The sequence below is a fragment of the Polynucleobacter sp. JS-Safj-400b-B2 genome, assembly GCF_018881975.1.
Classification (GTDB): domain Bacteria; phylum Pseudomonadota; class Gammaproteobacteria; order Burkholderiales; family Burkholderiaceae; genus Polynucleobacter.
Map to the genome: position 1 here is coordinate 167,382 of NZ_JACVPJ010000003.1, position 26,631 is coordinate 194,012.

Annotated in this window: 31 protein-coding genes, 2 tRNA genes and 1 riboswitch; of the genes, 15 read left to right on the forward strand and 18 right to left on the reverse strand. The window is 44.2% G+C overall.

Translation table 11 applies throughout. The features are described from left to right. The first annotated feature begins 7 nt into the window (after window positions 1–7). Both ICN48_RS04635 and ICN48_RS04640 read left to right on the forward strand, forming a co-directional pair. The gene (locus ICN48_RS04635; RefSeq protein ID WP_216152543.1) at window positions 8–1,024 is read left to right on the forward strand and encodes a TniQ family protein; all 1,017 of its coding nucleotides are present in this window, start codon (window positions 8–10) and stop codon (window positions 1,022–1,024) included. Between the two features lie 66 nt (window positions 1,025–1,090). Beyond that, a complete protein-coding gene (locus ICN48_RS04640) occupies window positions 1,091–2,020 on the forward strand; it encodes a site-specific DNA-methyltransferase (protein ID WP_216152544.1) in 930 nt (309 codons plus the stop codon). Window positions 2,021–2,034: 14 nt separating this feature from the next. Here the strand turns inward: ICN48_RS04640 and ICN48_RS04645 are convergent, their stop codons facing one another. Both ICN48_RS04645 and ICN48_RS04650 read right to left on the reverse strand, forming a co-directional pair. Continuing rightward, on the reverse strand, window positions 2,035–3,777 hold the full coding sequence (locus ICN48_RS04645) for a DGQHR domain-containing protein (protein WP_216152545.1): 1,743 nt from the start codon (window positions 3,775–3,777) through the stop codon (window positions 2,035–2,037). A gap of 185 nt (window positions 3,778–3,962) precedes the next feature. Beyond that, window positions 3,963–5,564 carry a hypothetical protein gene (locus ICN48_RS04650; RefSeq protein WP_216152546.1) on the reverse strand — a complete coding sequence of 534 codons (1,602 nt, stop codon included), beginning with the start codon at window positions 5,562–5,564 and terminating at the stop codon, window positions 3,963–3,965. Between the two features lie 242 nt (window positions 5,565–5,806). Here ICN48_RS04650 and ICN48_RS04655 point away from each other — a divergent pair, with 242 nt between their 5' ends. After that, complete coding sequence (locus tag ICN48_RS04655) at window positions 5,807–6,034, forward strand: hypothetical protein (protein ID WP_216152547.1); 228 nt, start codon at window positions 5,807–5,809, stop codon at window positions 6,032–6,034. A 270-nt stretch (window positions 6,035–6,304) separates the two neighbouring features. Here the strand turns inward: ICN48_RS04655 and ICN48_RS04660 are convergent, their stop codons facing one another. Then, window positions 6,305–6,502, reverse strand: coding sequence for a ParD-like family protein (locus ICN48_RS04660; RefSeq protein ID WP_216152548.1), 198 nt, complete (start codon window positions 6,500–6,502; stop codon window positions 6,305–6,307). 98 nt (window positions 6,503–6,600) lie between these two features. Here ICN48_RS04660 and panD point away from each other — a divergent pair, with 98 nt between their 5' ends. Together panD and ICN48_RS04670 are read left to right on the forward strand one after the other, a co-directional pair. Then, on the forward strand, window positions 6,601–6,960 hold the full coding sequence (gene panD / locus ICN48_RS04665) for an aspartate 1-decarboxylase (protein WP_216152549.1): 360 nt from the start codon (window positions 6,601–6,603) through the stop codon (window positions 6,958–6,960). Window positions 6,961–6,978: 18 nt separating this feature from the next. Beyond that, window positions 6,979–7,734, forward strand: a complete 756-nt coding sequence (locus ICN48_RS04670; RefSeq protein ID WP_216152550.1) for a sulfite exporter TauE/SafE family protein — start codon at window positions 6,979–6,981, stop codon at window positions 7,732–7,734. Here ICN48_RS04670 and ICN48_RS04675 read toward each other — a convergent pair. Genes ICN48_RS04675 through ICN48_RS04695 form a run of 5 tightly spaced genes read right to left on the reverse strand, consistent with a single transcriptional unit; the run spans window position 7,729 to window position 10,309 of the window. After that, window positions 7,729–8,646: a DMT family transporter gene (locus ICN48_RS04675; protein ID WP_216152551.1), complete on the reverse strand. Its 918-nt coding sequence runs from the start codon at window positions 8,644–8,646 to the stop codon at window positions 7,729–7,731. The two genes, ICN48_RS04670 and ICN48_RS04675, sit on opposite strands and share 6 nt — an antisense overlap. Continuing rightward, the gene (locus ICN48_RS04680; protein WP_255539466.1) at window positions 8,647–9,147 is read right to left on the reverse strand and encodes an MOSC domain-containing protein; all 501 of its coding nucleotides are present in this window, start codon (window positions 9,145–9,147) and stop codon (window positions 8,647–8,649) included. A 2-nt stretch (window positions 9,148–9,149) separates the two neighbouring features. After that, entirely contained in the window at window positions 9,150–9,539 is a 390-nt protein-coding gene (locus ICN48_RS04685; RefSeq protein WP_216152552.1) for a tautomerase family protein, read from the reverse strand. Between the two features lie 20 nt (window positions 9,540–9,559). Further along, a complete protein-coding gene (locus tag ICN48_RS04690; protein WP_216152553.1) occupies window positions 9,560–9,913 on the reverse strand; it encodes a nuclear transport factor 2 family protein in 354 nt (117 codons plus the stop codon). Beyond that, on the reverse strand, window positions 9,914–10,309 hold the full coding sequence (locus ICN48_RS04695) for a tautomerase family protein (protein WP_216152554.1): 396 nt from the start codon (window positions 10,307–10,309) through the stop codon (window positions 9,914–9,916). A 199-nt stretch (window positions 10,310–10,508) separates the two neighbouring features. Between ICN48_RS04695 and ICN48_RS04700 the strand changes: the two genes are divergently transcribed. The 3 genes from ICN48_RS04700 (at window position 10,509) to ICN48_RS04710 (ending at window position 12,243) form a co-directional block, all read left to right on the forward strand. Further along, window positions 10,509–10,598: transfer RNA gene (locus ICN48_RS04700), tRNA-Ser, on the forward strand. A 15-nt stretch (window positions 10,599–10,613) separates the two neighbouring features. Then, a tRNA-Gly gene (locus ICN48_RS04705) sits at window positions 10,614–10,687 on the forward strand. Window positions 10,688–10,760: 73 nt separating this feature from the next. After that, a riboswitch (glycine riboswitch) is annotated at window positions 10,761–10,864 on the forward strand. Window positions 10,865–11,028: 164 nt separating this feature from the next. Then, window positions 11,029–12,243 (forward strand): D-amino acid dehydrogenase, encoded by a 1,215-nt coding sequence (locus ICN48_RS04710; RefSeq protein WP_216152555.1) that lies wholly within the window; start codon window positions 11,029–11,031, stop codon window positions 12,241–12,243. A gap of 205 nt (window positions 12,244–12,448) precedes the next feature. Here the strand turns inward: ICN48_RS04710 and lipA are convergent, their stop codons facing one another. The 6 genes from lipA to ICN48_RS04740 are packed head-to-tail and all read right to left on the reverse strand — an operon-like array spanning window position 12,449 to window position 16,571. Then, complete coding sequence (gene lipA, locus ICN48_RS04715) at window positions 12,449–13,468, reverse strand: lipoyl synthase (RefSeq protein WP_216152556.1); 1,020 nt, start codon at window positions 13,466–13,468, stop codon at window positions 12,449–12,451. Beyond that, window positions 13,455–14,108, reverse strand: a complete 654-nt coding sequence (gene lipB / locus ICN48_RS04720; RefSeq protein ID WP_216152557.1) for a lipoyl(octanoyl) transferase LipB — start codon at window positions 14,106–14,108, stop codon at window positions 13,455–13,457. The genes lipA and lipB overlap by 14 nt, the downstream gene beginning before the upstream one ends. Window positions 14,109–14,116: 8 nt before the next feature. Beyond that, entirely contained in the window at window positions 14,117–14,383 is a 267-nt protein-coding gene (locus tag ICN48_RS04725; protein ID WP_072582654.1) for a DUF493 family protein, read from the reverse strand. 29 nt (window positions 14,384–14,412) lie between these two features. Further along, on the reverse strand, window positions 14,413–15,126 hold the full coding sequence (locus tag ICN48_RS04730; RefSeq protein ID WP_216152558.1) for an alpha/beta hydrolase: 714 nt from the start codon (window positions 15,124–15,126) through the stop codon (window positions 14,413–14,415). Between the two features lie 25 nt (window positions 15,127–15,151). Then, the gene (locus ICN48_RS04735; protein WP_216152559.1) at window positions 15,152–15,460 is read right to left on the reverse strand and encodes a ferredoxin; all 309 of its coding nucleotides are present in this window, start codon (window positions 15,458–15,460) and stop codon (window positions 15,152–15,154) included. A 16-nt stretch (window positions 15,461–15,476) separates the two neighbouring features. Further along, window positions 15,477–16,571: a VanZ family protein gene (locus ICN48_RS04740; protein WP_216152560.1), complete on the reverse strand. Its 1,095-nt coding sequence runs from the start codon at window positions 16,569–16,571 to the stop codon at window positions 15,477–15,479. A 37-nt stretch (window positions 16,572–16,608) separates the two neighbouring features. Here ICN48_RS04740 and ICN48_RS04745 point away from each other — a divergent pair, with 37 nt between their 5' ends. Continuing rightward, the gene (locus ICN48_RS04745) at window positions 16,609–17,394 is read left to right on the forward strand and encodes a biotin--[acetyl-CoA-carboxylase] ligase (protein WP_216152561.1); all 786 of its coding nucleotides are present in this window, start codon (window positions 16,609–16,611) and stop codon (window positions 17,392–17,394) included. Then, window positions 17,391–18,200: a type III pantothenate kinase gene (locus tag ICN48_RS04750; RefSeq protein ID WP_216152562.1), complete on the forward strand. Its 810-nt coding sequence runs from the start codon at window positions 17,391–17,393 to the stop codon at window positions 18,198–18,200. Before ICN48_RS04745 ends, ICN48_RS04750 begins: the two co-directional genes overlap by 4 nt. Here ICN48_RS04750 and rfaE2 read toward each other — a convergent pair. Further along, entirely contained in the window at window positions 18,197–18,685 is a 489-nt protein-coding gene (gene rfaE2, locus ICN48_RS04755) for a D-glycero-beta-D-manno-heptose 1-phosphate adenylyltransferase (protein ID WP_216152563.1), read from the reverse strand. The genes ICN48_RS04750 and rfaE2 overlap by 4 nt on opposite strands. A gap of 107 nt (window positions 18,686–18,792) precedes the next feature. On the opposite strand from rfaE2, the gene ICN48_RS04760 reads away from it, so the two are divergent. The 5 genes from ICN48_RS04760 (at window position 18,793) to ICN48_RS04780 (ending at window position 23,574) form a co-directional block, all read left to right on the forward strand. Continuing rightward, window positions 18,793–19,347, forward strand: a complete 555-nt coding sequence (locus tag ICN48_RS04760) for a glutathione peroxidase (RefSeq protein WP_216152686.1) — start codon at window positions 18,793–18,795, stop codon at window positions 19,345–19,347. Beyond that, window positions 19,344–20,720, forward strand: coding sequence for an FAD-dependent oxidoreductase (locus ICN48_RS04765; protein ID WP_216152564.1), 1,377 nt, complete (start codon window positions 19,344–19,346; stop codon window positions 20,718–20,720). The genes ICN48_RS04760 and ICN48_RS04765 overlap by 4 nt, the downstream gene beginning before the upstream one ends. A 3-nt stretch (window positions 20,721–20,723) precedes the next feature. Beyond that, window positions 20,724–21,509 carry a DUF1365 domain-containing protein gene (locus ICN48_RS04770; RefSeq protein ID WP_216152565.1) on the forward strand — a complete coding sequence of 262 codons (786 nt, stop codon included), beginning with the start codon at window positions 20,724–20,726 and terminating at the stop codon, window positions 21,507–21,509. A 65-nt stretch (window positions 21,510–21,574) separates the two neighbouring features. After that, window positions 21,575–22,801 (forward strand): cyclopropane-fatty-acyl-phospholipid synthase family protein, encoded by a 1,227-nt coding sequence (locus ICN48_RS04775; protein WP_255539468.1) that lies wholly within the window; start codon window positions 21,575–21,577, stop codon window positions 22,799–22,801. After that, window positions 22,798–23,574, forward strand: coding sequence for an SDR family oxidoreductase (locus ICN48_RS04780; RefSeq protein WP_216152567.1), 777 nt, complete (start codon window positions 22,798–22,800; stop codon window positions 23,572–23,574). Before ICN48_RS04775 ends, ICN48_RS04780 begins: the two co-directional genes overlap by 4 nt. A 30-nt stretch (window positions 23,575–23,604) precedes the next feature. Here ICN48_RS04780 and ICN48_RS04785 read toward each other — a convergent pair whose 3' ends face one another. The 3 genes from ICN48_RS04785 to argS are packed head-to-tail and all read right to left on the reverse strand — an operon-like array spanning window position 23,605 to window position 26,599. Continuing rightward, complete coding sequence (locus tag ICN48_RS04785; RefSeq protein WP_216152568.1) at window positions 23,605–24,252, reverse strand: thiol:disulfide interchange protein DsbA/DsbL; 648 nt, start codon at window positions 24,250–24,252, stop codon at window positions 23,605–23,607. Next, window positions 24,249–24,836 (reverse strand): SPOR domain-containing protein, encoded by a 588-nt coding sequence (locus ICN48_RS04790; protein WP_216152569.1) that lies wholly within the window; start codon window positions 24,834–24,836, stop codon window positions 24,249–24,251. The genes ICN48_RS04785 and ICN48_RS04790 overlap by 4 nt, the downstream gene beginning before the upstream one ends. Window positions 24,837–24,871: 35 nt before the next feature. Then, a complete protein-coding gene (gene argS / locus ICN48_RS04795) occupies window positions 24,872–26,599 on the reverse strand; it encodes an arginine--tRNA ligase (RefSeq protein WP_216152570.1) in 1,728 nt (575 codons plus the stop codon). Between the last annotated feature and the right edge of the window lie 32 nt (window positions 26,600–26,631).

Here is a 26,631-nt window from a genome sequence, read left to right on the forward strand (position 1 = left end):
ACAGCAATTGAGAGGGCTGACATCACCGCTATGGCCCATTCATTTCAAACCATTGCCCGATGAATTGCTTTCTTCATGGCTAGTTAGGCTAGCCCATAGCCATGGGCTTAAAGTACAAACTTTCTGCAACCTCATTTTTGGTAATCGACTTCAGGTTTGGAATAGGGATATTGATCGCTTGGCTCCTGACTGGCTCATCAGGGGGTTATCTGATCGCACCGGAGCCGCCATTGATCAAGTCATGGATACAACCCTACAGAGCTACCAAGGTATCGTGTATCACCGACACAGAGCATCTGGAACGCTTAGCTGGATTCAGAGCCTAAGGCTACATCACCGAAAGTTTGAAGGTTTTGGACTTCAGTTTTGTCCTGAGTGCTTGGCGCAAGATAAAGAGCCATACTTTAGGAAATCCTGGCGCGTGGCATTTAATACGGTTTGCACAATCCATAACTGTATGCTGAATGACAGATGCCCGTATTGTGGTCACGGAGTGGCATTTCATCGCAATGATATGAGGCGCAACCAATACGTCACGACAGTTTCATTAAAAGAATGTCATTACTGCGGAATTGACTTAAGTAAATCGCCAACAATTCGGGCAAGCCATGCAAGCAGCGATGTTAGTATTTTTTTAGGCAATCTTAGTCGAAAGCTACAGGATGGATCGCTAGATCAGTCTGAAATTGACAATCTTTTGATAATGCACCATTTTACAAAGCTGATATTCACCAGCAATCCCACAGTGAAGCTCTATTCACACCTTTGCAATATCATGGATGTTGATGAAATTGCCTTAGATATCAAAGCTGACATTGAGGGAGCTGGAGTTGAAACAAGGCATCTTGTGCTACAGCTTATTGCCTACTTGATGCTTGATTTAGGGTCCTCACTAAGGGAGGCCATTGAAGCGAAGGCTATTAGGTATAACCACCTAAAGAGGGACTTTAATGACATGCCGAGTTGGTATATGGTGGTTATTGGCAGGTTTTCAAACTGGAGAACCCGCAATTTATTTATATAAATGAATGTGTGCTTTGCATTAGCCCCCAATTGGATCTATGATATCGACAAAGGAAAGCAATACTACATGTCATCTCATAAAATAGTCACTAAAAGAGCCTCTACCGCCCTAGATCTTATTTCCGATTTTGGAATAAATGCGAGGCTATATAACGGCGACTGCAACGAGCTGTTATCGAAAATGCCTGATAACAGCATAGACCTGACTATTTCTTCGCCGCCCTATTGCATGGGCAAAGAATATGAATCTGGCAACGATGTTGCAACCTTTATAAAGGCACATGAATCTCTGCTCCCAGAAATAATTAGAATTACCAAGCCTGGTGGCAGCATATGCTGGCAAGTCGGCTTTCATGTTCAAAGTGGAGCCATTACACCTTTGGATTTTCTAGTTCATGAAATCATGTCAAAGCAAGAAGATATCGCCCTTAGAAATAGAGTGGTCTGGACCTTTGGCCATGGATTTCACTGCACCAATCGTTTTAGCGGTAGGTATGAAGTGGTAATGTGGTACACAAAAGGGGGCGGAGAATATCATTTTGATTTGGATGCGGTGAGGGTGCCGCAGAAATACCCGGGGAAAATTGCAAACAAGGGTACAAAAAAGGGGGAATTTAGCGGCAACCCCAAAGGGAAAAATCCGAGCGACATTTGGGATATTCCCAATGTGAAAGCAAATCATGTTGAAAAAACAGATCATCCATGTCAATTCCCAGTAGCACTGGCAATTAGACTTATTAGAGCCCTGGCTCCAATTGATGGATTGGTATTTGATCCGTTTTCAGGAGTTGCAAGCACAGGTGTAGCAGCCCTAAATGAGCGCAGGAGATTTCTGGGCGCAGAGTTAGACCCAGACTATGCTGAAATTGCTGAAAAAAGACTTAAAGATGCGTCAAATGGAAGGGCCAAATTTAGGCCCCTTGAAAAAGAAATTTATGTACCCAAGCCCGGAGAAAAGGTTGCAATTAAACCAAGTCATTTTTGGATATGTAATTAATTCCATATTCACTGCTACCTATAATGGTTTTCGTAAAAATCAACGGCCAATTCCTTCCAGTGACTTGATTGGTATTTTGTAAAATTAAATTCTTCAATCTTGAAGAATTTTTGCTCATATGATTTCGCGTTTATGGGTCTGCCTTTTTCAATTAGAACCCTCATTGTATGTATAAGGCCACTAATTACTGGCTGATTAAGTAGCGGAGATCTGTCCTCATCTTCAATGTTCCATACCCCATTCTCAAGCCCATACGCCTTTTTTATAAATACAAAAAACTCATTAATTTTCTCGGTACAGAAGTCTATATAAGCACTTAAGACTAAATTGGGTGTGGTTATATCTTTTTTAAGCAATTCATTTTTCCTACCATCTTCCCATATGGAAAATAAAGAGTTTGCCCCATCAACGTTAACCAAATACTTGAGACCATAACTAACTATTGATGATGTTTTTATTTTTTTAGATCTATCAAAATAGTTAGTCTGTAGCATCCCTTTATATATACCCGATTTGGACATATTTTTAATTACTGATTTTGCTATTGAGGTACTAGATCGAGGATTGAGAATTAATTCAATATCCTGTTTTAACGCAGAATGAACACGTTTTTGCTTATCGTTTATTTCGAGAAATAACCTAGCCTCATAGGCCAACTTCTGTATTTCGGGGGTGCCTTCAGGGAAAATTATTCCCGTAATCAGCAATAATTGTTTTGTTCTCAGCGAGGCAATTGTTTTTTCTTGAGTACCCCTGCCTTCATGGTAGCAAAAAACCCTATGCTGCCCATCTATGATTCCTATTCCGTCATAACTCTTTGGCACCTCTACCTTTACCGGCTTTAAATCATAGAGATCTTCTTCGGTCAAGGTTTTTCCAGATACATCATAATCGCGAATTATGGTAGAGCTTGGTAAAGTAGCGATCACATTATTTACAAAAACACGGCCTTCATCAGCCAAATAGCTTCTCATTTGCTTTATTTTGGAATGCACTAATACCCGCTGGTAGAATCCATCACCATCCTCTTGCCAGCCATCTCTCCGCAAAACATACGCAGATTCAATTACGCTTTTTGGGTCAGCATAAAAAGATAAAATTTTTGTTCCCTGAGGGTAATTGCTAAAGTTCTCTGGCAACAAATATGCCTGATAAATAGAAATATGCTCCTTTGTGTCGTAAGTTGCTTGACCAACATCTGAAAATTGTAGCCCTAGAAATTTATAGAATTCAAATCTAGCTGATTTTTCAATTGACTTAACTAACGCCTCGAAATACGTCTCAGTTGCGCCATGAAATACACGTAGATACTCCATACTTTGAAGCATCTCCTCTGAAGGCTTTATCTTTTTAGATGCATAAATGATGCAGACTTTAAAATCATTATCAGCAAACTGCGAATCCAATAGATCAATGAACCTCTGTCCATAGGCTTCCTTGGCATATGAAATAAATTTCCGCTGATTTCCGTGTATTTTATCGAGTAGCACTTTTTTCTTCGAAAGATGTTCAGCAACATTGTTTGTTGCCGTGTACTCCAATATGACAATGATATTTTCAAATACAAAAATATCGTCAATTTCGCCCGTTCTACCCTCAAAATGAATTTCTTTTTGATCAGATTGAAAGCAATTAAAACCCAATAATGCCATCAAACTTCTAACACCTTTGATATGTTTTTTTCGATCTCTATCTTCTTGGGTGAGAGTTTTTTTTGTAGTTTTTTTAGGTTTTGATGGATTATTTTTGAGCTTCATTCAATTAACCAAAAGGTTGTCTGTATTACGTTTAACGTGTGGTTGTTGGTATACTTCACACTAATCATAACCGCCCGCGTTTTTTTTCCATAAAAATATAGTCCTTAACGGGTACAAAGTTCATAACATTCATTTGAATGAAGACACAACGGCCGTTTGCCATAAGGAATTACTTAAGCGCATCCTTACATCCATATTGATCCTTGCGTAGTTTCCTTTTCGCCACACAAGTTGCACCTCATGAAATTCATCTCATAATGTAATTCAACACTTTTATTTATTTTGGGGAAAGGTATGGTCTCAATAATTAGAATCTTATGTTCGCAACCATCAACAAAACATCCCCGCCTCTGCCGAACCCCGCCATCCTCCTTCACAAACATGCTTTCTTCTTCAATCTCCCCGTCCTCACTAACAATGTAGGGCAGATTAAAGATTGGGCTTCTTTTGCCGGGTGGACAAACCACCTTTAACTCACACCCAGCAGCACTATACTGCGGGTCTTCGGCCAGCATCTTCAGACCATCAATCACAAACTGCGGTAATGGCTCATCCTCGTTTTCTTGCCATGGGGTCCATTGTTGTAAATCTAGCCCAGCATGATCAGTGGCATAGCCCGATTCCCCAAATGCAATTTGCGCGAGCGTGACATCCGCATTTCTTAGAAACACATCTGCCGATTCCATTGCTTCAGCCTTGATGCGCCAGACAGGCTTTTTCTCCAGATCTGGAAACTTAGTCTTGGTTGTAAATACAGCACTTCGCTGAGCCTTATTACTCCCAGGCTCTTTATTCACTACTTGCGACTTATCAGAACCGCTCCTGGCGGTCCCACCGGTCTTTGGCTTGCAATCACCCCCATTGCCTGCTCGAACCCTGCAATCAGCCAAATCGTAAGTTAGCTTTCTAAAGGGAAAGGGGTGGGTACAAGTATTTATTCGATAAACAAGAAAAGTGTGACTTTCTTTATCCCCAAAAGGCAACCAAACTCCACTCACACCTAAATCAGTCTTGCCCTCAAACGGAAATCCCGTATAAGGGTAGATCGGCAAATTCTGCGCTGATGCCTTCATGCAAGAGGAGTAAATACCCGCCGCAGAGCGCCAAGCAAATTGACTGCCTGCAATGCGTCCAATATCCGAGGCTGAGACTCCAGAAAGCCGATCAGCGAGAACTAAATGCAATCCCTGAGTTTTCACATCAAACTTTTTAGAGCTCCAAAGCGTATTAGCGCCTAAGGGCTCAGTAAAAAGTCTTTGGATAAAGTTGCCGGATGACCCAAAGTAAAAACGAATCAGCTCAATGCAAGGAATAACCAATCTCCTGCCATTTGGGAGACTCACCATTACGCAGTAAGCATGCGTATGAAGCCGATGCCAAGGGTGGCTACCCAAGGGCAATACAAAATTGCCATCAATATCTTTGCCAGCCTTAATGAAGGAAGTCGTTTCTGGATTGATTTGTAGATCATGGAACGCTTCAATTCGATATTCGGGCTCAGCAATCTTGAGGCCTTTTTGCCAAAGACTGCCGATAGTCAAAATTGGCAGCGCTGAGATAGCCAGCCAAACTTCTTTTTGATGGTGATGATCGGTGGCGCCAGGCAAAAGTAAGGCAGTTTGATCATCTTTTTCACAGACTAAGGGTGAAAATACCGTCTTAATGCTGGGTTGGCCATAACGCCTGATGACCATTGGATAGCCACATTCGCCAAGCCAATCTAAACGCCAAATCAAATCATCTTTGGACAGATCGGCGATGGCGGGCATGGCCCGAAGCTGATTCATTGAGTCCTCTAATAAATCATTACTGCAACTTGGCCATAGCGCCACCAAGAATGAGGCCATTAAAAATCCCCCGCCTTTTGAGGGGCGGGGGAAGTACATACACCCAGACTAAAAGGAGCGTCGTCACAACGCTGAACTTATTTTGCATAACGTCCTATATTATGCAAACCCCACAAATAAGGGATGCCCGCATCGACCGCCTGTCTTTATGCTTAGAAAATCCAAATAATTGGTTATAGCAAGTGATTAAGCTTCTCAAACACGATACGGTTTTAAAGCCTTTTTATATTGCCCTGTCTAGTGATATGCGTTTTCATGCTTTGTATGGCGATATCTCAATAGTCGATAGCAATTCCATTAGTGGCGCTATTGAAGCAATCCCGAATAAGCATTTATATGGAGTGCCCAATAATGCAATGGATTGGGATCGCTTATCCCCGGATACATCAATGACCAATCAATATGCTTGAGAAAATGCTTGGCATAGTGATTCATTTGATGCTGGTGCTTTGTGCGCTAGCCGCACTATATTGCACCCTAGTATGGCGATGAATTAATGCCCCCCATGAAGCGCATTCCCTGTAAAAACTGTAAAGCCCACACTCTGGGTGATCGGCTATGGTGTAGTGTCTGCTTAGCACCAAGGCCCAAAGGACTTTTAAGTGCTGAAAGATTGTTTTTAGTATTGATGACCCTATGGGCCTCGGCGATAGCCTATTGGATTACCAACTAATAGGAATTTAAGAGTATCGATACTCCTCAAGACAGGCATCTCGATCAGAATCCAATACAGCTTTAATAAAGTCATATGGCAAATCGGGATTAGCCTCCACCATCGAGCCAATGCTTGCCCAATGCTCGATTTGCTCAGAGATGGATAGGCCGCTTATATCTGAACCTTTGATGGCCTGTTCAATAAGATTTTTCGAAAACTTCATGCCTTCAACTTTAACCCATGAGAATTCATTTATGCAATAGTAACGAATATTGACTATCGCAATCCTTATTGAAACCCACTTATATCCCCAGGAAATCCATGCAACACATCATGCTACTTTCTAAACTTCATCGCGTAACCGTAACCGAAGCCGATCTTCACTACGAAGGCTCCTGCGGGATTGATGAGAATTTGCTGATTGCTGCCAAGATGCATGAGTTTGAAAAGATTGAGCTCTACAACATTAATAACGGTGAGCGCTTTTCTACCTACATTATTAAAGCACCCAAGGGTTCGGGGATTATTTCACTTAATGGCGCTGCAGCTAGAAGGGCGCATGTTGGCGATCACTTGATTATTTGCACTTATGGCCAGATTGATCGGACCCATCTTGAAAACCACCGCCCAACGATAGTTTTAGTAGGCGAGAAGAATCAAATCACTCAAATCAAGTCATAGCAAGGGAAATGGGGCGATATGGAATTTTCGGCCTGGGTATATCTGATTGCGCCACTGGTAGTCTTTGCTGGCTATGTCGCCTTTGGCATTAGTGGTTTTGGTTCAACGATTATTGTTGTGCCCATTTTGGCGCAATTCTTACCCCTTCAATTTGTAGTACCCCTCATGGTATTACTCGATTTATCGGCCATTTTGATGATGCGGGCAAACAAAGGACTGCAAGCGCGCGATATGAAAGACATTGGCCCCATGCTGGCATTCATGCTCATTGGCATGGTATTAGGAGCTTACTTATTAAAGAGTGCCCCAGAGCGCTACCTGATGCTAGCCCTTGGCCTATTTGTAGCGGGGTATGCGCTCATCACATTGCTGCGCAATAAAGCTGTTGGAACCATTGCGCCGTGGTGGCGTATCCCTATTTCCCTTCTGGGCGGCGCAGCCAGTTCCTTATTTGGTACCGGTGGCCCCATCTACGCAATTTATATATCTAGGCGTCTGCATAATCCCACGGTGATGCGCGCAACCATGAGCACCATTATTGCCATTAGCGTAGTGGTGCGAGTGGTTATTTTTCTAATCTCAGGATTGCTATTAAAAATAGATCTTGGAATAGCTGTCATTGCCTTGCTAGGATTTATGGCTGGCGGAATGCTGTTGGGTGTGAAATTACACACGCGCATGAATCCAGAGCAGGTGCGCAAAGTTGTTCATCTGCTATTAGTGGTTAGCGGAAGTTCACTGGTAATACGGGCTTTACTAATGACAGCGTCATAAGCAAGGCTTAGATCTTGCTCTTAACTTATAAGATTTAGCTATTTTTTGTGACAAAGGTAAATTGGTGACGAGTGCCGTCCCCAACAGAATCACTAGGCCACCCACCACAATTAATATCGAAATAGATTCTCCTAAAAGCAAAACGCCCCATGTAATACCAAATAAGGGCTGCAGATAAGTAACGGCAATCGCTCTTTCCCCGCCAATTGTTTTGGTTAAACGATAGAAAAGCAAATATGCTGCTGCAGTGCATCCCACACCTAGAATGCCGGAAACGATCCAAGCATCTGGAGTAGGCATCACTGGCGGCATAAACAGTATTGCCGGAATTACTAATAAAGCACTAGCAAACGCAAGACTACCAAAGGTAATCGCTATAGGACTTACATCTTCTAAGTAACGTTTACCTAAAGATGATCCCAAGCCATAACAAAAGGTAGCCCCAACAGATGCCAAGATCGCCAAGCCCGCGTCACCACCTTGCTTTATTCCAACGCTGCCCCAAGCAATGAAGCACACCCCCAGAAGACCAATCACCATCCCAGCACCTTGACTTTTAGTGAGGCGATAACCATTCATCTGGCTAGAAATGAGCGCCGCCCAAATCGGGGCGGTAGCGTTAATTACCACCATCGTGCCTGCTTCTAGTGCATGTGAAGCATACGCTAACAAAGTAAAGGGAATAGCCGACATAAACAATCCCATGAAAAAGATCGCCCAAGGTGCTTTTTTGATTTGATCAATTACCCTTGATCGAATAATTAATGGAGTGAGAACAAGGGCGGCCATGCTAACCCGTAGAAAAATGAGTGGGACAGCACCAAATTGCGGGACGGCAATGCGTAAGCAGATAAAGGAAGCACCCCATAGGGCGGCTAAAGCCAAAAGTTCAAATACAGATCTTGCACTCATTTAAAGCACAACTAGCTTAGCGCCGATATTCAATACGCCTGACTGGATCACCTTTGCTCTAATGCCGCCTTTATTTTCAAAAACTTGCATAAAGATCTTCCTTCCCAATAATTTGGCTGGACGCTTGCAGGGGTTACATAGCTCGGTGCCTTCAAATAAGGCATCGCCAATCTGAAATTGCTTACCCACTAAATCATTAAGATCTTGCGCGCTAATATTAGTTAGAACCACATTACGACGTGTTTGACTGCCGTCATAGCTTGGTTCGTTCATTTGAGCTAAAGCACTATTAGCCTCATCTATGGCAGCCTGGGAGATGAAAGTAATATCTCGAACCTTTCCTACTGCTGTTGTTGAAAATGCGCCTATTCCAAGAGCATAGCGATCGTTTTCAAGGCCGATTTCTGCAATGGCTTCAATGCGATCTATGGAACGCATTGCAATGCTCGCTTCAGAAGCAATGAAAATGGACTGGATGGTAGGGTAAGACGTCTCCAACATATTCAAACGCCCACCTTATAGCCAAGCATCAACTCATCACCGCATTGCCCCCGAATCCCCCAGTTATGTTTTGGGGTTTCAAAGATGGTGATTTCTACATCTTGCGGGGCAATGCCAACGTCCTGCTCAATATATTGAAACAGCAATTTAATCAGAGTCTTCTTAGTCTCTACAGATCGCCCCTCAAACATCGAGATTTCAATGATGGTGTAGTGAGAACCTCGATCAGCAGGAAAGAAAAAGTCTTCATTACTCATTCCAATAAAACGATGAAACTTCTTATCGACTGGATAAGCTAAGGCCTCTACCACCGCCTTATGAATAACATCAGAGAGAGTATTGCGATAGCATGCGAAAGAGCTTTTAAGGCCGTAGATCTTAATTTGGGACATGGGTTGTAGTGGATTTAGGTTTACTCGTAATGGGCAATTGACTTCATAACCTTGCCCTCTTGGTTAAATATAAAAGTTTCGGCGGCCATGCCACTGATGCCTTGGTAGTAAATAACCACGCTTTGTACGCCAATCAATACTTGGCGTAGGTCAAAATACAGCCCCGGGTATTTAGCTAAAGCAGTAGCCCAATATTGCCCAACCGCTTTCTTGCCCTGCAAAGTGCCTGAAGGCTCACCTGTAATAGCAACGATGTAGGGCGAAATCATTTCAAAATCATCAGCATAGTGCGAGAGGATTAAATCGAGATTATGGCTATTCCAAGCAGACAGCCATTCCCCAGCAAATTGGTTAGCAAATTCTGAAGTAATCACTTAAATATTTACCTTAAATCCCAAATCAATATCGCAAGCTGCTTGCCCACCTCGTACACCCCAATTGTCTAGGGGGCTTTCTTGGAGCAATATCAGAATATGGTCAGAGGGAATGCCAAAGGCACCCAATCGAGCCACAATGGCTTGATATAGATTTCGCTTAGCTTCTAGGGTTCTGCCCGTAAAAGCATTGATAGTGATGTGGGTAAAGAATTCAGGCTGAGTTAGCGTGGGTGGATGAGCAAATCGGTGGGGCTCATGAACGACAAGGCGAATCGTCTTATCGGTTGGCTTAATTTTGAACGAATCCACCAACGCACCATGCAAAGCATCCATTAGAGCTATCTCTTCGCTCTTGCTGTAGTTCTTACGAATTTCAATTAATACGCTTGGCATTAACTACCCCAAAATAAATTTAACGTTTATTTAATCATGATCTATAAATTTCCTATGTAAAAAAATTTAGTACGCAAGTTTTCTAAATCACGATTGCTTGATGTGATTAGAAAATAACGATGTAGTTTGGGCCAACACAAATTACAAATTCAACCCACAGTTGCGAATAAATTATTTGCACTCCCTATAATCTAATCACGGAAACGTGGCCGAGTGGCTGAAGGCACCGGTCTACTAAACCGGCATATTTGTAAAAGTATCGAGGGTTCGAATCCCTCCGTTTCCGCCAAAGCAGTATCAATGCGCGGGTGTAGTTCAATGGTAGAACTTCAGCTTCCCAAGCTGATAGCGTGGGTTCGATTCCCATCACCCGCTCCAAGGATAATGACTTATTTAAAAAGATCTACAACCAAACAACAAAGACTGACATTCAAAATCGGTTAAGATATTTCTCGTAGCATCGGGAGAGATTGATTGGTCAGATAAATCTTTGCCAGCAACGCCGAAGGAGCAACCGCCCCGGAAACTCTCAGGCAAATGAACCGATGCTATGTTGTATCACTCTGAAGAGTTATTGGCTTTTTTCGTCAGCCAAATATACCGAAGGAGCAAGCGTCTTGTCATCAATGGCATGCGTGAATCTCTCAGGTCCAAGACAGAGGGGGCTTACCTAGCCCATTGCTAGGTAGCCTAACCTTATTGACGTCTTTAGGATCTTTATGAAAACCATTGCAGTTATTGGTGGCGGCATCACTGGCATTACGACAGCCTACGCATTAGTTAAACAAGGATTTGATGTCACGGTGATTGAACGTCATCGCTACGCCGGTATGGAGACTTCTTTTGCTAACGGCGGACAGCTTTCTGCATCGAACGCCGAGGTGTGGACGCATTGGTCTACTTTGCTTAAAGGAATGCAGTGGATACTCAAAAATGATGCGCCGCTTCTCATTAATCCAAAACCTACTTGGCATAAGCTATCTTGGTTCGGGGAGTTTATTGCCAACATTCCTCATTATGAAAAAAATACCATTGAGACGGCCAAGATGGCTATTGCTGCTAGAGAATATTTATTCTCCTGGGCGCAAGAAGAAGGTATTGATTTTGATTTAAAGCATGAAGGGATTTTGCACATCTATCGTGATAAAGCGAGCTTTTCCCATGCCGGCAAAGTTTCCAAATTGCTGGCTAAAGGCGGTCTTGATCGTAGGGCTGTTACGCCTGATGAAATGCGCGCTATTGAGCCCACCTTAGCCGGTACTTATTACGGCGGCTACTTTACCGAAAGTGATTCTACGGGCGATATTCATAAATTTACACATGACCTATCACTTGCCATTGAAAAGCTAGGCGTTAAAACGCTCTATGAGCAATCGGTAGAGAAAATCGGCTCGGACGGCAAGCGAGTCCACATTACGCTAAATGAAGCCGGACGATCCCATGTGGTTGGTTTTGATAAGGCGGTTATTTGTGCTGGTGTAGCTAGCAGGCAATTGGCTGCGCAGTTGGGTGATCTGGTGAATATCTACCCTGTCAAAGGGTATTCGATTACGGTCAATCTCCTGGATGCACAAAGCCAGAATGGCGCACCAACCGTCAGTCTTTTGGATGATGAGACTAAGCTCGTTACTAGCCGCCTGGGGGTTGATCGTTTTCGAGTAGCAGGTACCGCCGAATTTAATGGCTTTAATAAAGATATTAGAGCAGATCGTATTAAGCCCTTAATTGATTGGGTCGAGCAATGCTTTCCGAATGTTGCCACCAGGTCTGTGGTGCCGTGGGCGGGATTGCGGCCCATGATGCCCAATCTCATGCCTAAAGTGGGTCCTGGATCAAAACCCAATGTGTTTTACAACACTGGTCATGGTCATTTAGGCTGGACTTTATCCGCAACTACTGCGCAGATGGTGGCCAATGTTATTGCATCTAACTAGCCGAATATTTAAGCGCCTACCATTAACAATATCGGCCCTCAGATGGTTAACTGCATCCCAAAAAATTACCTTGGAATCGACCGCAATCGGGGCTACAGCAAACGTTAGTCGAGATTAAGAGTTATAAAATAACAATGTAATTTAGAAAATAACGATGTATGTTAGAAATTACCTTTGGAATTCACATAAATTGTCGCAATAACTTCTAACTATTTACAACAATCCCCGCTCCATGTGCTTGTTGATCTGCGTGATAGCTTGAGCGCACCATGGCGCCTACAGCTGCATGGGAGAAGCCCATTTCATAGGCTTTTTCCTCAAACATCTTAAAGACGTCGGGATGAACATAGCGAGTCACAGGTAGATGATGTCCTGATGGGGCTAGGTACTGACCAATAGTGAGCATGTCGATATTGTGTTCACGCATATCCCGCATAACTTCCAAAATCTCTTCATCCGTCTCACCAAGGCCCACCATCAAACCACTCTTGGTAGGGATATTTGGAAAGCGTTCTTTGAAGTCTTTCAAAAGCTTTAAAGAATGAAGGTAATCAGCACCTGGTCTAGCTTGCTTATACAGACGTGGCACAGTTTCAAGATTGTGATTCATCACATCTGGCAAGCCGTTTGGTGAGTGCTCAGCAAAAATATCCAACGCCTTATCAAGGCGACCACGGAAATCTGGCACCAACACCTCAATACGAGTATTAGGCGAAAGAGCACGCGATTGAGAAATACAATCAACATAATGCATTGCACCACCATCACGCAGATCATCACGATCTACGCTAGTGATCACGACATAGTTCAGTTTGAGCGCAGCAATTGTGCGAGCTAGGTTAGCCGGCTCTTTTGCATCCAGCGGATCTGGCCTACCGTGACCCACATCGCAAAATGGGCAACGACGTGTGCACTTGTCACCCATGATCATGAAAGTGGCGGTTCCCTTACCAAAACATTCACCAATATTGGGACAACTAGCCTCTTCGCAAACAGTCACCAATTCGTTCTCGCGCAAAATCTTTTTAATTTCCGCAAAACGAGAATTGCCTGACGCTGCCTTTACCCGAATCCAATCGGGCTTTTTCAAGACCTCTTGTAGAGGAATGATTTTGATTGGAATACGAGCAGTCTTCTCACTGGACTTTTGTTTACGCGATGCGTCGTAATTGAGGTCTTGGCGCGCCTCAATAGCTGGGTTGGTGTCAGGCTTATTTGTTGTCATGTGGCATCAGTTGCTTTTGTAAATGCTGCAAAAGCCTTTGGCTAATAGTGTCTATATTGTCCTTGATCCCAAGGGTTTGCATATCGACAGTCTTTAGACCCTCATACCCACAGGGGTGGATACGCTTGAAAGCCTCTAGATCGGTGGCCACATTCAAGGCAAGTCCGTGATAGGAGCAGCTTTTAGAGACCTTAAGGCCTAAGGCAGCCACCTTTGTACCCACCCACTCTGGAGGCACTCCAGCCTGCTCAGAGACATAAATTCCAGGGGCCCCAGGATGTCTTTCGGCTTGAATCCCGAAATCTGCCAGCGTATCGATGACTGCTTGTTCTATTCGGGAGACTAATTCTTTTACAAATATTCCCAGACGCCTGAGATCTAACAATAGGTAGACCACAATTTGACCAGGCCCGTGATACGTAATTTCACCGCCGCGATCGACTTGAACTAGTGGAATTTGATTACTAGGCGAATGTAAGTTAGTCGCATCCCCTGCAAGACCTAAAGTAAACACTGGAGGATGCTCTAAAACCCAAATCTCATCAGGCGTTTCGCCGGTGCGCTCTTTAGTAAATATTTGCATTGCCTCATACGTAGATACGTAATCTGCCAATCCAAGATGTTTTACTAAAGCTTGCATGAATGAAGTTACAAAACTACGCTAACCAATGGATGAGTAGATAGCGTTCTATACAACTCGTCTAGCTGCTCACGACTAGTAGCAGTAATTGGCAAAGTTATCCCTAGATAATTTCCATCTTTAGAAGGGCGCTGCTCAACCTTACTCTCATCAAACGTGGGGTCGAATTGTTTTGCAATATGCACTATCGCAGGAAGATATTCTGGATTTGCTTTACCCATGACCTTAATAGGAAATAACGATGGGTATTCGATTAGTGATTTTTCTTCAGCCATATATTCTCTCTAATTCTCTCTTGTTCTGATTATTTACGATGATCTGGCATACCTAACCAAGCGCCAGTGATGATGTTGCGAATGCAATGCAGGCGGCGATGAAAAAAATGATCTGCTCCAGGTACCACTTGAACAGTAAGCTCTTGTGGACGCGCCCAATCCAAAACATCGATCAAGGGAATGGTTTCATCTAATTCACCATGAATCAAAATCGTATCCGCCGGCACTGGCGCCAGAGTCCACTTACCAGCAGCGCTACCCACCATGACAAGGCGCTCCGCTGGACGACCAAGCTCTGTAAGTCTTTGCACTAAGTGGCTACCTACAAAACTTCCAAATGAAAAGCCTGAAACTACCAAAGGTAAAGTATTTGCATTTGCTACCCAGGATTGATTTGCGGTTGCTTCAAACTGACCCCAGCTTGAAGGTGTCCGCATCCAGTCAGTAACATGCAGCAAATCTTCCAGCTCACCAACACCATCGTCATGAACGCCTTCAGTTCCACCTACACCGCGAAAGTTTGGGCGCACACTAACATAACCCAATTGATTAAAAGCGCGCGCCATGGTTTGCGCAACCTTGTTATCCATTGTTCCACCCATCAAAGGATGGGGGTGTGCGACAAGTGCTATGCCACGCACTGCAAACGCTGGATCATTTTTTAATTCATCAGGAAGATCAATGGACATTTCCATCGACCCAACAATTCCTTGAATCTGAATTACTTTGGTACGGCTATTCATAAAAAACTTTCAATTCTTTAAATGACTATGTCAGTTGCAAGCGCTCTACAGGACGCCCCTCGATTAAATGCGATTGGATAATTTCTTCAACATCATCTGTATCGATAAAGGTATACCAAACACCCTCAGGGTAGACCACCATGACTGGTCCATCTGCGCAGCGATCCAGGCATCCAGCCTTGTTTACACGAATCTTTCCAGGGCCCGAGAGCCCAAGTTCTTTCACTCTTTTCTTAGCGTAATCAAACAAAGCAAAAGCATTGTGCTGCTCGCAACACTCCTCGCCATTACTGCGTTGGTTTAAACAAAAAAATAAGTGGTGTGAAAAACTCATAGAAAAATTATATTCATCAATGTTTTGGTTTAGGGTCAATGGCACTTCGAATCATCCAAACAAGAGCCAGAGGTAACCATACTACTGAAACCCACTGCATCAGCTCATTAAAGTGCAATAAGCGACCTTGGTACCAGTGCCTTAGTGTGAGGATGAAATACGCATTGTCAGGCAAAACATTGACGGCGATTGTGGTGCCAAGCAAGCAAATCAAGGCTAGCCAAAACTTAGCTCTTGGATTTAGCTTTAGGGCCCGCCACAATAAGATACTGCCCAGCACCATTCCCCAAAGGGCGCCTGCGGTCAACCAAATCAAACTAAACTCACCGCCAAATTGCAATGCGGTAAATAAAGTCTTGATCAATACCGTCAGACCAAGAAGTCCATTGAGAATGCGCCACTGAGGGGCTTTAGTACGCAAACCCAGTGAGAGCAGTAAAGCAATGCCGAGCCAACACAGGGATGTAATGGCCATCTCTTGAATAAGCTGGTTAATGACTACAGTACCCCAGTCAACCGAGCCAAATATGGCATGTCCCCAGACACCGGTGCTAAGCCAAGAGCTTTGCGGGTAAATCTGCGACCACGGAAATAATAGGAATAAGGCGCATGCCGCCCAGTTCAGGCCAAACCATTGATCAAAGCGCCGACGAATAGCACTTCCGGACAGCCATTGTGGGCCCAAGGGAATGGCCAACAAGCCCCCCAATAAACCCCCTAAGATATTGGCCCACCAGTCCATCTGACTTGGTATGCGAGTAGGCAGCCAAGATTGAAATGTTTCCACACCTAGCGCCAGGACAGCACTCAAACTCAGGGCCATCCCAAGTGCGACATAGTTACGCCATCTTGGGTAAGCAGCAAACACCACCAAAAATCCAAATGGGATGTAAGCCAAAATATTGACCGATACATCAAATAGCGTAATGAAGCGCGGCAAAGGGGCATCTAACCAAGCCCATGCAGCTATTCCATTATGAAAGTCAAAGTCAAAGGGGTTTAGGCTCACATACAGGATCAAGAGTGCGTAGCTTAAGCTCATGGCTCTAGCCAATGGCATCGCCTGCAGGGGCCAGGCCAACTTTCGAGGTCTTTGCTCTTTTTGATCCATCCCACAATTCTAGGTCAGACCTTTCTACAATGGCGGAATGACTGCAAATTGCATCCTAGAGCGCGTTGCTGAGACCAAATCAACCAATGATGATCTTTTGGCGCGCTGGCGTGCAGGAGAGCTTATTGATCCCGTTGCCCGCATTGCCCATAAGCAAACTGCAGGCAAAGGCCGAGCAGGCCGGTCATGGCTAGCCAATCCAGAGGACTCTCTCTGCTTTTCCTTAGCATTTCCATTTAAAAGTACCGTCGCTGAACTTAGTGGACTTAGTCTATTAGTTGGCTTAGCGGTTATTGCTGGTATTGCGCAGGCTTGCAACCTTAGCGAAGCAGAACTTCAAGCCGCAGGTCTTCAGTTGAAATGGCCTAACGATTTATTGCTGAATCAAAACAAACTTGGCGGCATCCTCATTGAGGGTGGTCAAACAAAAGCAGGTGAGCCCACTTGGATGATTATTGGAGTTGGCTTGAACTTGCGCAATACAGAAATGATTGAAGCAAATCTAGAAACGGGACTCAAAGTAGGCTCGCTTTCTCAACTTATCAAATCACCTCCTGATTCAGAATATCTCTGGCTTAAATTACTGACTTCACTTGAACACGATCTTGCCGAATTTGATCTTCATGGATTCAAATCATGCAAAGAACGTTGGATGAAATGGGATGCCTATCGCAATCAAACTGTTTGTATTTCTGGTACCGGTAAAGATCCCATTTACGGTATTGCAAATGGCGTGGATGAAACAGGGGCATTACTATTGCAGCAAGATAACAAAACCATTGCCATTCATGCAGGTGATGTTTCACTTAGGATTCAATCATGAGCCTTTATTTATTTTTCGATGTTGGTAATACGCGTCTCAAATGGGCTGCAGTGGAGTCCACTCAGAATCCAAGTGCTCAACAAAAAAAATTATGGGCTTACTCTGGGTCGATCAGCAGTAAGTCTTTACAGTCTGCAGAACATCGAGCAGAGTTGTCTGACTATATTGCCAAAACACTACCAAAGCCTGCAGCTATAGGGTTTTGTTGTGTGGCTGGGCCAGAAGCGATTGCGAATCTCAAATCGCTGTTCCCGCAGTGGAGCGAGGTTGAATGGAAGCAATTAAAAGGGGATAGCCCTTACGCAGGGATGCGCAGCTTGTATCAAGACCCGGGCAAGCTAGGTGCTGATCGCTGGGCTGCGCTGATAGGCGCACGTGCCCTGTCAAATAAAAATACTTTAATTGTGAATGCTGGGACTGCTACAACAATCGATTTACTTGGTTCTAATGGCGTACATTACGGCGGCTGGATTTTGCCTGGTCTTGAATTAATGCAAACTAGCTTAGCAAACAATACTGCACAGCTAGATTTGGCTACACGTTCAGAACAGCATGGTTTTGGCACCTGCACTAATGATGCAATCATTGGAGGCTGTGATGCAGCGCAAATTGGTGCAATTCTTTACAGCATGCAGCATGCAAAAGAAATGAATATCCCAGTTGAAAAAATTTGGATTGACGGCGGGAATGCCAAAATCTTGGCAAAGGAAATCTCGCAAACGCATTTAACTGCCAAGCAGCTACTGGAGACAACTGAAGGATTGGTGCTACGTGGTATTTGGGCGTGGTTACTACAAAATCTTTAAGAGCGAATCTTGCCCAATAGGCTTGTAGTTGAACGCTCATATAGGAACGGTATTGCAACTGCCTTGCCTCCCCAACTTTTTACCAGATGGGTTTCAGCCAAGGTATCAATTTCGTAATCGCCGCCTTTGACGTAAATATCGGGTCGAATTTTTTCAATTAAATTCACCGGCGTTTGTTCGGTAAACAACACTGCCATATCCACGCTTTCAAGCGCAGCTAACAAAGCCTGGCGATCAGCCTCAGAATTAATGGGCCTGTCATCGCCTTTACCCAACATCTTGACCGAAGCATCTGAATTAACGCCGACTACCAAGCTAGCGCCCAAAGCACGTGCCTGAGCCAAATAACTGGCATGGCCACGATGCAAGATATCAAAAACACCGTTGGTAAATACTAGGGGCCTTGGAAGGACCGCCAAACGATCAGCAAGTTGCTCTGGTGGGCAGACTTTAGTTTCGAAGGAGGGTAGTGGCAAATGGCTCATGACTCAATATTAATGGCAATCTTGCAAGGCGAGCGATATTGGCCAGAATGTCTTAGACTTGGCCTCTACTTAGTGAAATAAAAAGGCGCAATATGCACCGTTATCTGATGAATTTCCTCTTTGGCTTAGTTATCCTTCTATCGGGACTTCAGCTTGCTCATGCTGCGCCCACTTGCAGCCCTTTGCTCTCCCATACCTTTCCTCGTCTTCAGGACGAGGTGCCGCAAAATCTTTGCCAATATCAAGGCAAAGTCATTCTGGTTGTGAATACAGCGAGTTTTTGCGGCTTTACCAGTCAATATGAAGGTCTTGAGAAGCTATATGCGAAATACAAAGATCAGGGGTTTGTAGTTTTAGGATTCCCCTCCAACGACTTTGGACAACAAGAGCCTGGTAGCAATAAAGAAATTGCCGATTTCTGCAAAAATACTTACGACGTGAAATTTCCAATGTTTGCTAAAAGCGTTGTTTCAGGTAACAACCCTAATTCCTTATTTAAAATGTTGATTGCTAAAACAGGCACAACTCCAAAATGGAATTTTTATAAATACCTAATTGATCGCAATGGCAATGTGATTGATTCCTTTGGCAGCATGACTAAACCGAGTAGCAGCAGCATTACCGGCCCAATTGAAAAGCTTTTAGGAGAAAAAGCGCAGTGAGTAAAAAAAGAATTGCCATTATTGGTGCAGGCATCTCTGGATTAGGCTGCGCATATGCCTTAAGACAACATCCTGAATTTGAAATTACATTATATGAAGCCGGCGATCATATAGGTGGTCACAGCAATACAGTAGATTTCAATTACTCCGTAGATGGCAAAGAGCTTGCCCATGGTGTCGATACTGGATTCCTGGTCTTTAACCGCAAGACTTATCCTCGCCTCGTTCGACTATTAGAAGAAATTCAGGCGCCAATAGCCCCATCAGAAATGTCTTTTTCTGTCTCCATTGATGCCTCTGGAAAATCTGGATTCAACAAAAAAATTGAATGGGCTGGCAATGACATTAATTCTTTTTTTGGGCAAAGATCCAATCTCCTGTCTCCCTCCTTCTGGAGAATGGCTTACGATATCTTGCGCTTTAATCGCTTAGCCACTCAATTAGCGCACGAACAAATTGATGCCGGCCATCAATACAAAGAGCCTGATGAAAAAATTGCGGATTTTTTAAAGCGCCATCGCTTTAGCCAAAGCTTTAAAGAGAATTATTTTCTACCGATGATTGGCGCTATCTGGTCCTGCTCAGTGGAGCAGATGCTAGAGTTTCCTATTCAAACCATGGTGCGCTTTTGCCATAACCATGGTCTTTTACAAATCCAAAATCGTCCCCAATGGTTAACTATTCAGGGCGGATCAAGAGAGTATGTAAAAAGAATTGTTGCGGCCCTAACAAAACATCAAATAGCGATTAAGCGTGAGTCTGCCCTGCGCGTAAATACAAATCACAACGGCGAACAAGTTGAAGTCGTTAGTCAGTCTGGTTTAGCCTACTTTGACGAAGTTATCATGGCTTGTCACAGCGACCAAACGCTAGATTTAGTTCACGGTATTAACCAGCAAGCCAGAAATATTTTGGCAGCCATCCCATATCAAAAGAATCGTGCAATTTTGCATACCGATATTCGCTTCTTGCCCGAAGCTAAACGTTGTTGGGCCGCATGGAACTACACGGCCAAATCAGGTGATAGGCCCAATGTAAAACAACATGTCAGCGTTAATTACTTAATAAACCGCTTACAGCTCTTACCAAGCCATCTTCAAGATACCCAAATTATTGTTAGTCTGAATCCTTCGGAAGAGCCGGATCCAAAACTGGTGCACCAAGAAATTCATTATTCCCATCCAGTCTTTGATATGAGTGCGATACAGGCTCAGAAAGAGCTGCCATTAATTCAGGGATCATCGTCAGTTTGGTATTGCGGTGCCTGGACTGGATTTGGATTTCATGAAGATGGCTTGCGTTCTGGTGAGCTAGTTGCTGAAGCTTTGATTGAAAGCGTTCGTCAACCCATTAAAACCAAACAAGATGTTTAGTTAATGGTGCAGGCAAAGATTAACTTTGGAGTTGTAAAGCACCAGCGCTTGCGACCGGCTAAGAATGCTTTTGGTTATGGAGTCTTTACTGTCTCTATCCCCATGCGTACTCGTAATGCCAATCCAAATTTACTTAGTCACTTGGGCTTAAGCGATAACCGTTGGGGTCTTTGCGCATTTTTTGACAAGGATCATGGTCTGGGTGAGTCCAATAGCCTTGCCTGGATCGAAAAGATTCTTGCCGAAAATCATGTCCAGCATATTGATGGCGAGATTTGGCTACAAACTTTTCCCAGGGTGTTGGGCTATGTTTTTAATCCAGTGAGCTTTTGGCTCTGTACACGGGCTAATGGCAAAGTACAGGCCGTGTTAGCAGAGGTTAACAATACCTTTGGTGAACGCCATTGTTATTTGCTTTACAAAGATTCTGGGGAGGCGCTTCGTTCTGGTGAAACACTCACTAGTAAAAAGGTATTTCACGTTTCACCATTTTGCGATGTAAGTGGTGACTATCATTTCCGCTTCTTATTCCCACAAGATAGTACTAGCGGCAATAACAGCGTCTGCCGCATAGAGTTACACGAAGATGGGCTGCCCCTTATCAATACTAGTATTAGCGGCACTAGCCGCCCACTAAGCCAGGCCAATGTCATGCTGGCGCTCATTCGCTACCCTCTAATGAGTTTAGGGGTGATTTTCCGCATACATTGGCAAGCATTGAAGTTATGGGTAAAAGGTGTACCCTTTCACTCAAAGCCTAAACCACCTGAACTTGAAGTTAGCAGATGAACCGCCCCGGACAATCCCTTCTCTCCAAACTCAATTTTTCTCGCCCACAAAGGCGGGATAGAACTATGCCGCAACACCAAATTAAGGCCAAGGCGCTTCTGACCCTCCTGACAAAGCTAAGCAGTGGTCATTTAAAACTCACTCTTCCCACTGGAGAAAAGCGCGAGTTTGGTATTCAAAGTGATCAATTGCATGCTGAAATCCACATCCTGGAGTGGTCAGTATTTAAAGAGATCATGTCGCATGGTGATATTGGTTTTGCTGAAAGCTATATCCAAGGAAAGTGGAATACTCCCGACCTCAAAGTATTGCTTGAGCTTGCAATACGCAATCGAACTATTTTAGAAAAAGCCATCTATGGCAATTGGTACGGCTCTATCTTTTATCGCCTAAAGCATTGGCTACGGGATAACAGTAAAGCAGGAAGTCGCAAGAACATTCATGCGCATTACGATTTAGGAAATGCGTTCTATACCCTCTGGCTTGATCCCACTATGAGCTACTCTAGCGCTTGGTTTTCAGAGGGCGATAAGCAATCCTTAATGGATGCGCAACGCGCAAAGATTAGACGTATTCTCGAATCACTTCAGACAAAGCCGGGAGATCATGTTTTAGAAATCGGCTGTGGCTGGGGTGGAGTGATGGAAGAGTCCCTCAGAAATGATAGGGCGATTACTGGTCTAACACTCTCTACAGAACAAAAAGCATTTGCAGAAAAGCGTCTATTAGCGGTTCAAGCAGAGACTTCTAACCCACCCTCTTTTGAGGTGCGATTACAGGACTACCGCGATTGCCAGGAAAAATTTGATGGTATTGCTTCTGTTGAAATGTTTGAAGCAGTTGGCGAGAAATATTGGCCAGAATATTTTGAAACTATTGCCCATTGTTTAAAAGCAGGGGGTAAAGCCTGCATTCAAACGATCGTGATTGCAGAAGATCTATTTGATCGCTATCGTCGCAATACCGACTTCATTCAACAGTACGTCTTTCCTGGGGGCATGTTGCCCTCTAAAGCGAGCTTTAAGGCAAGTGCAGCCAAAGCAGGATTAAGAATCGAACAAGAATTTGCCTTTGGCCCTGATTATGCAAAGACACTTTGTCTCTGGAGAGATAGCTTTAATCAAAAACTCCAAGAGGTACGTCAATTAGGATTCGATGAAGCCTTTATTCGCCTTTGGAACTTCTATCTCATGTATTGTGCTGCCGGCTTTACAGAGCGCAATATCGATGTAGTGCAATTTACCCTTAGCCATCAACCTTCACAAGCATCCTCTGATGCGCTGAGCGCATGAAACAACAAGGTATCGAACACTTCTCAGGAAAAAGAGTCTGGGTCATTGGTGCCTCTAGTGGTATAGGTGAGGCTTGTGCAAAGGCACTCTTAAACAAAGGTGCAAAGGTAGCACTTTCTAGCCGAAGAGCTGAACGATTAAATCAAATTGCCCTGAATGGAGATAGTGGGCAGACTTTAGTTATTCCACTGGACGTTACTGCTGATGAACAACTCCAAGATGGCTACAAAACTATTTTGAGCGCCTGGGGTGGAATCGATCTTCTTCTTTTTGTATCAGGCATGTATGTGCCTCTTCGCGCAGATAATTTCGATATCAAGGTTGCAGAAAAAACGATTGATGCAAATCTTTTGGGACCCATGAGAGCGGTTGCATTAGTGATGCCAGAGATGTTGAAGGCTCGCTCAGGGCACATCGCCATTGTTGGAAGCGTGGCAGGTTACAGCGGCCTTCCAAAAGCCTTGGCATATGGCCCAAGCAAGGCTGCCATCATCAATTTTTGTGAGAATTTATATTACGACTTACTCCCCACAGGAGTTTGCGTACATATGATCTCTCCAGGATTTGTGGCCACTGAGGCTACCGCTCAAAATGATTTTGAAATGCCAGCTCTTATTAGCGCAGAACAAGCAGCTGATGAGATATTAATGGGTATTCAGAAGGGAGAATTTGATATTCACTTCCCTAAGCGATTCTCAAGATTCTTAAAGTTCCTCAGAATCTTGCCTTACCCAATTTACTTTTGGATTGTGCGCCGCTTCGTCAAAATTTGAGCGGCGCTATAGCAATAGCTTCGGATGAATTTATTGCTTGTACTTATCTTTACGAATTTTCTCTTCCAAGTAATCCATTACAGCGATTGCTTTAGCTTTAGATCCAGCGATAGATGGTGATGTTACGTATTTGCCTTGCATCACAATTGTCGGTACCCCATCTATGCGATAAGCTTCTGTCAATTGCTTAGCAGCACGTGCTTTAGAAACAACTGCAAAAGAACGATAACTTGCCAAAAAGGTATTGCGATCAATGCCTTGGGATGCAACCCAATCAGCGATTTCCGACTCCGTTAGAAAGCGCTTATTTTCTTTATGCATTGCATACATCACCTTTTCGTTCAGAGCATCAGCCTTACCCATGGACTCAAGCGCGTAATACATCTGGCTGTGTGGCAGGAAGTCATCGCGGAAGGCTACTGGAACTCTTTTGAAGACGACATCTTTAGGTTGACGTTTTACCCAGGCGCTGAGCTCAGGCTCAAAGTCGTAGCAATGAGGGCAGCCATACCAAAAGAATTCAATAACCTCTACTTTTCCTTTAGTTTCTACCGGTTGTGCAATTGGCAAAATACGGTAATCAAAACCTTCTTCAATTTTTTGACCTTGAGCACTAGCAAAGCCACTTAATGAAAGAAGTGCAAATAATGTAATGAATCTTTTGCTTAATGAAATCATGATTTACTGGATTTAATCAAAGTTGGTTTAATTCCTATACCACTCAATTTATCACGCACTGAGTTGCTCTCATCAACACTGTTATATGGACCTACACGAACCCGCCAAAGGGTATTGCCATCGCTGGTAACTTCACTTAACTGAGCCTGTATTCCCTGGATAGCCAAATTGGCTTTTTGGGCATCCGCATCAGCGCGCTTTGTAAATGCACCCACTTGCAAGAAATAGATAGCGTCTGATTTGGCTGCAGGGGATACATCTGTTGGCTTATCGGCAGTTTTCTTGCCATTAACTAAATCACCAATTGGGTCTGCTGAAGCAGGTGCAGGTAATTTACCCTGAAGCGGTTTATTAAGATCAACCGGTTCAGCTGGTGCAGTTACTTCACCCTCAGCAGGCGTAGCAGAGGGCTTAATAGTCAACGGCAAACTAGGGGCACGCATCCCCGGTCTTTCTTGCGGGGTATTTTTGGAAAGATAAAAGGCGATAACAAAGGCGATGCCGAGGCCCGCACCTAAACCCAAAATAAAGCCGAGGATAGTGCCGCCGTATTGGGAATTTTGCTGATTCGGTGTTTTCATCATTTCCTCATATTACATCTTCACTTCATGCCTAGCTATTACATCTTAAAAGGCGCTGATACCCCGAGTACTTTTAAGCCATTTTGCAGAACCTGGCGTGTTGCCAACAGCAATGCAAGGCGTGCTTGCTTCAAATGTTGATCGTCAACTAATACGCGATCTGCGTTATAGAAGGTATGGAAATCGCCCGCTAAATCACGCAGATAAAAAGCCAATGCATGCGGCGCCAATTCTTCAGCGGCAGCCGTAAGCACCTCTGGATATTCTGCTAAGCGACGCAACAGATGATCGGATGCCTTACTTTGGAGAAGCGATAGGTCTGCTTTAGCCAATTCCGATGCTTGACCACCCCACTGCTGCAGAATTGAGCTAATACGCGCATGCGCATATTGAACATAGAACACTGGGTTCTCATCGTTTTGCTGCAAAGCCAAGTCAATATCAAAAACAAACTCAGTATCTGCTTTACGTGAGATCAAGAAAAATCGCACAGCATCACGCCCGCGCTGCAAAGCAAACTCTCTTTCTTCGGCAGTCATCTCTGAAGTAACACCACCAGACCACTCAACTAAATCACGCACGGTTACATATGAACCAGCACGTTTAGAAATTTTTACTTCTTCACCATGACGCATCACAGTAACCATCTTATGCAAAACATATTCTGGATACATTTTAGGAATATCCCAACCACGCTTCTGTGCTACGCCCTGCAAGCCTGAACGAACTCGGGCAATCGTGCCATGGTGATCACTGCCTTGTACGTTAATGACTTTCTGAAAGCCACGCTTCCACTTGCTGGTGTGGTAGGCAACGTCAGGCACGAAGTAGGTGAAGCTACCATCCGACTTACGCATGACGCGGTCTTTGTCGTCACCATCATCCGTACTCTTCAACCATAGAGCACCTTCGGATTCATAGGTCTTACCGATGCTTTGTAAATCACTAACAATTTGTGCAACGCTACCATCGGTATACAAAGAAGACTCTAAGTAATAGCAATCGAATTTAACGCCAAAGGTCTTTAAATCAATATCTTGTTCATTGCGCAAATAGGCAACTGCAAATTGACGAATGGCTTCAATGTCATCTTTAAATTCTGGAGATGCTTTAAATGCTGCAGCAATCTCCCCAATATATTCACCGTTATAGGCTTGCTCAGGCCACTTGGCATCGCCAGGCTTTAATCCCGCTAAGCGGGCTTGAACAGATAAAGCCAAATTAGCAATTTGTACACCAGCATCGTTATAGTAAAACTCACGATGCACCTGAATACCCTGCGTTGCCAGTAAATTCGCTAATGCGTCACCTAGTGCAGCCTGTCTACCGTGACCAACGTGCAGCGGGCCGGTCGGATTAGCCGATACAAATTCAATCATCGCGCTTGTGGGCGAGCCATCGCTTGGGGCAGTCTCTCCAAAATGAGGGCCTGCAGAAAGTATTTCTTCTACTACAGCAGTCTTAGCTGCATTACTGAGGCGAAAATTAATAAAGCCGGGGCCAGCGATTTCACAGGATGCAATAAGCTGACTGAAGCCTGCTTGCTGCTGCAAGCGCTCCACCAGAGCTTGCGCCAGCTCGCGTGGATTGAGCTTCCAGGCCTTGGAGAGCTGGAGTGCAATGTTACAGGCGACATCCCCGTGATCAACAGCCTTGGGGCGCTCTAGGCGTGGGGTAGGCGCCTCTCCTAGGCCACGCTCCTGTGCCAAGCCAGCAAGCGCAGCGCTCAGCATTTCAATTAAACGATTTTTATTGGTAGACAACATAGATAAGTGAGTTTATCAGGTGGTAAGCTATC

Excerpts from the sequence above, each read along its gene's own strand:
- ICN48_RS04640 (WP_216152544.1), top strand. The coding sequence starts at position 1,091 with ATGTCATCTCATAAAATAGTCACTAAAAGAGCCTCTACCGCCCTAGAT.
- ICN48_RS04645 (WP_216152545.1), bottom strand. The coding sequence starts at position 3,777 with ATGAAGCTCAAAAATAATCCATCAAAACCTAAAAAAACTACAAAAAAA.
- ICN48_RS04650 (WP_216152546.1), bottom strand. The coding sequence starts at position 5,564 with ATGAATCAGCTTCGGGCCATGCCCGCCATCGCCGATCTGTCCAAAGAT.
- ICN48_RS04660 (WP_216152548.1), bottom strand. The coding sequence starts at position 6,502 with ATGAAGTTTTCGAAAAATCTTATTGAACAGGCCATCAAAGGTTCAGAT.
- panD (WP_216152549.1), top strand. The coding sequence starts at position 6,601 with ATGCAACACATCATGCTACTTTCTAAACTTCATCGCGTAACCGTAACC.
- ICN48_RS04670 (WP_216152550.1), top strand. The coding sequence starts at position 6,979 with ATGGAATTTTCGGCCTGGGTATATCTGATTGCGCCACTGGTAGTCTTT.
- ICN48_RS04675 (WP_216152551.1), bottom strand. The coding sequence starts at position 8,646 with ATGAGTGCAAGATCTGTATTTGAACTTTTGGCTTTAGCCGCCCTATGG.
- ICN48_RS04680 (WP_255539466.1), bottom strand. The coding sequence starts at position 9,147 with ATGTTGGAGACGTCTTACCCTACCATCCAGTCCATTTTCATTGCTTCT.
- ICN48_RS04685 (WP_216152552.1), bottom strand. The coding sequence starts at position 9,539 with ATGTCCCAAATTAAGATCTACGGCCTTAAAAGCTCTTTCGCATGCTAT.
- ICN48_RS04695 (WP_216152554.1), bottom strand. The coding sequence starts at position 10,309 with ATGCCAAGCGTATTAATTGAAATTCGTAAGAACTACAGCAAGAGCGAA.
- ICN48_RS04710 (WP_216152555.1), top strand. The coding sequence starts at position 11,029 with ATGAAAACCATTGCAGTTATTGGTGGCGGCATCACTGGCATTACGACA.
- lipA (WP_216152556.1), bottom strand. The coding sequence starts at position 13,468 with ATGACAACAAATAAGCCTGACACCAACCCAGCTATTGAGGCGCGCCAA.
- lipB (WP_216152557.1), bottom strand. The coding sequence starts at position 14,108 with ATGCAAGCTTTAGTAAAACATCTTGGATTGGCAGATTACGTATCTACG.
- ICN48_RS04725 (WP_072582654.1), bottom strand. The coding sequence starts at position 14,383 with ATGGCTGAAGAAAAATCACTAATCGAATACCCATCGTTATTTCCTATT.
- ICN48_RS04730 (WP_216152558.1), bottom strand. The coding sequence starts at position 15,126 with ATGAATAGCCGTACCAAAGTAATTCAGATTCAAGGAATTGTTGGGTCG.
- ICN48_RS04735 (WP_216152559.1), bottom strand. The coding sequence starts at position 15,460 with ATGAGTTTTTCACACCACTTATTTTTTTGTTTAAACCAACGCAGTAAT.
- ICN48_RS04740 (WP_216152560.1), bottom strand. The coding sequence starts at position 16,571 with ATGGATCAAAAAGAGCAAAGACCTCGAAAGTTGGCCTGGCCCCTGCAG.
- ICN48_RS04745 (WP_216152561.1), top strand. The coding sequence starts at position 16,609 with ATGACTGCAAATTGCATCCTAGAGCGCGTTGCTGAGACCAAATCAACC.
- ICN48_RS04750 (WP_216152562.1), top strand. The coding sequence starts at position 17,391 with ATGAGCCTTTATTTATTTTTCGATGTTGGTAATACGCGTCTCAAATGG.
- rfaE2 (WP_216152563.1), bottom strand. The coding sequence starts at position 18,685 with ATGAGCCATTTGCCACTACCCTCCTTCGAAACTAAAGTCTGCCCACCA.
- ICN48_RS04760 (WP_216152686.1), top strand. The coding sequence starts at position 18,793 with ATGAATTTCCTCTTTGGCTTAGTTATCCTTCTATCGGGACTTCAGCTT.
- ICN48_RS04770 (WP_216152565.1), top strand. The coding sequence starts at position 20,724 with ATGGTGCAGGCAAAGATTAACTTTGGAGTTGTAAAGCACCAGCGCTTG.
- ICN48_RS04775 (WP_255539468.1), top strand. The coding sequence starts at position 21,575 with ATGCCGCAACACCAAATTAAGGCCAAGGCGCTTCTGACCCTCCTGACA.
- ICN48_RS04780 (WP_216152567.1), top strand. The coding sequence starts at position 22,798 with ATGAAACAACAAGGTATCGAACACTTCTCAGGAAAAAGAGTCTGGGTC.
- ICN48_RS04785 (WP_216152568.1), bottom strand. The coding sequence starts at position 24,252 with ATGATTTCATTAAGCAAAAGATTCATTACATTATTTGCACTTCTTTCA.
- ICN48_RS04790 (WP_216152569.1), bottom strand. The coding sequence starts at position 24,836 with ATGATGAAAACACCGAATCAGCAAAATTCCCAATACGGCGGCACTATC.
- argS (WP_216152570.1), bottom strand. The coding sequence starts at position 26,599 with ATGTTGTCTACCAATAAAAATCGTTTAATTGAAATGCTGAGCGCTGCG.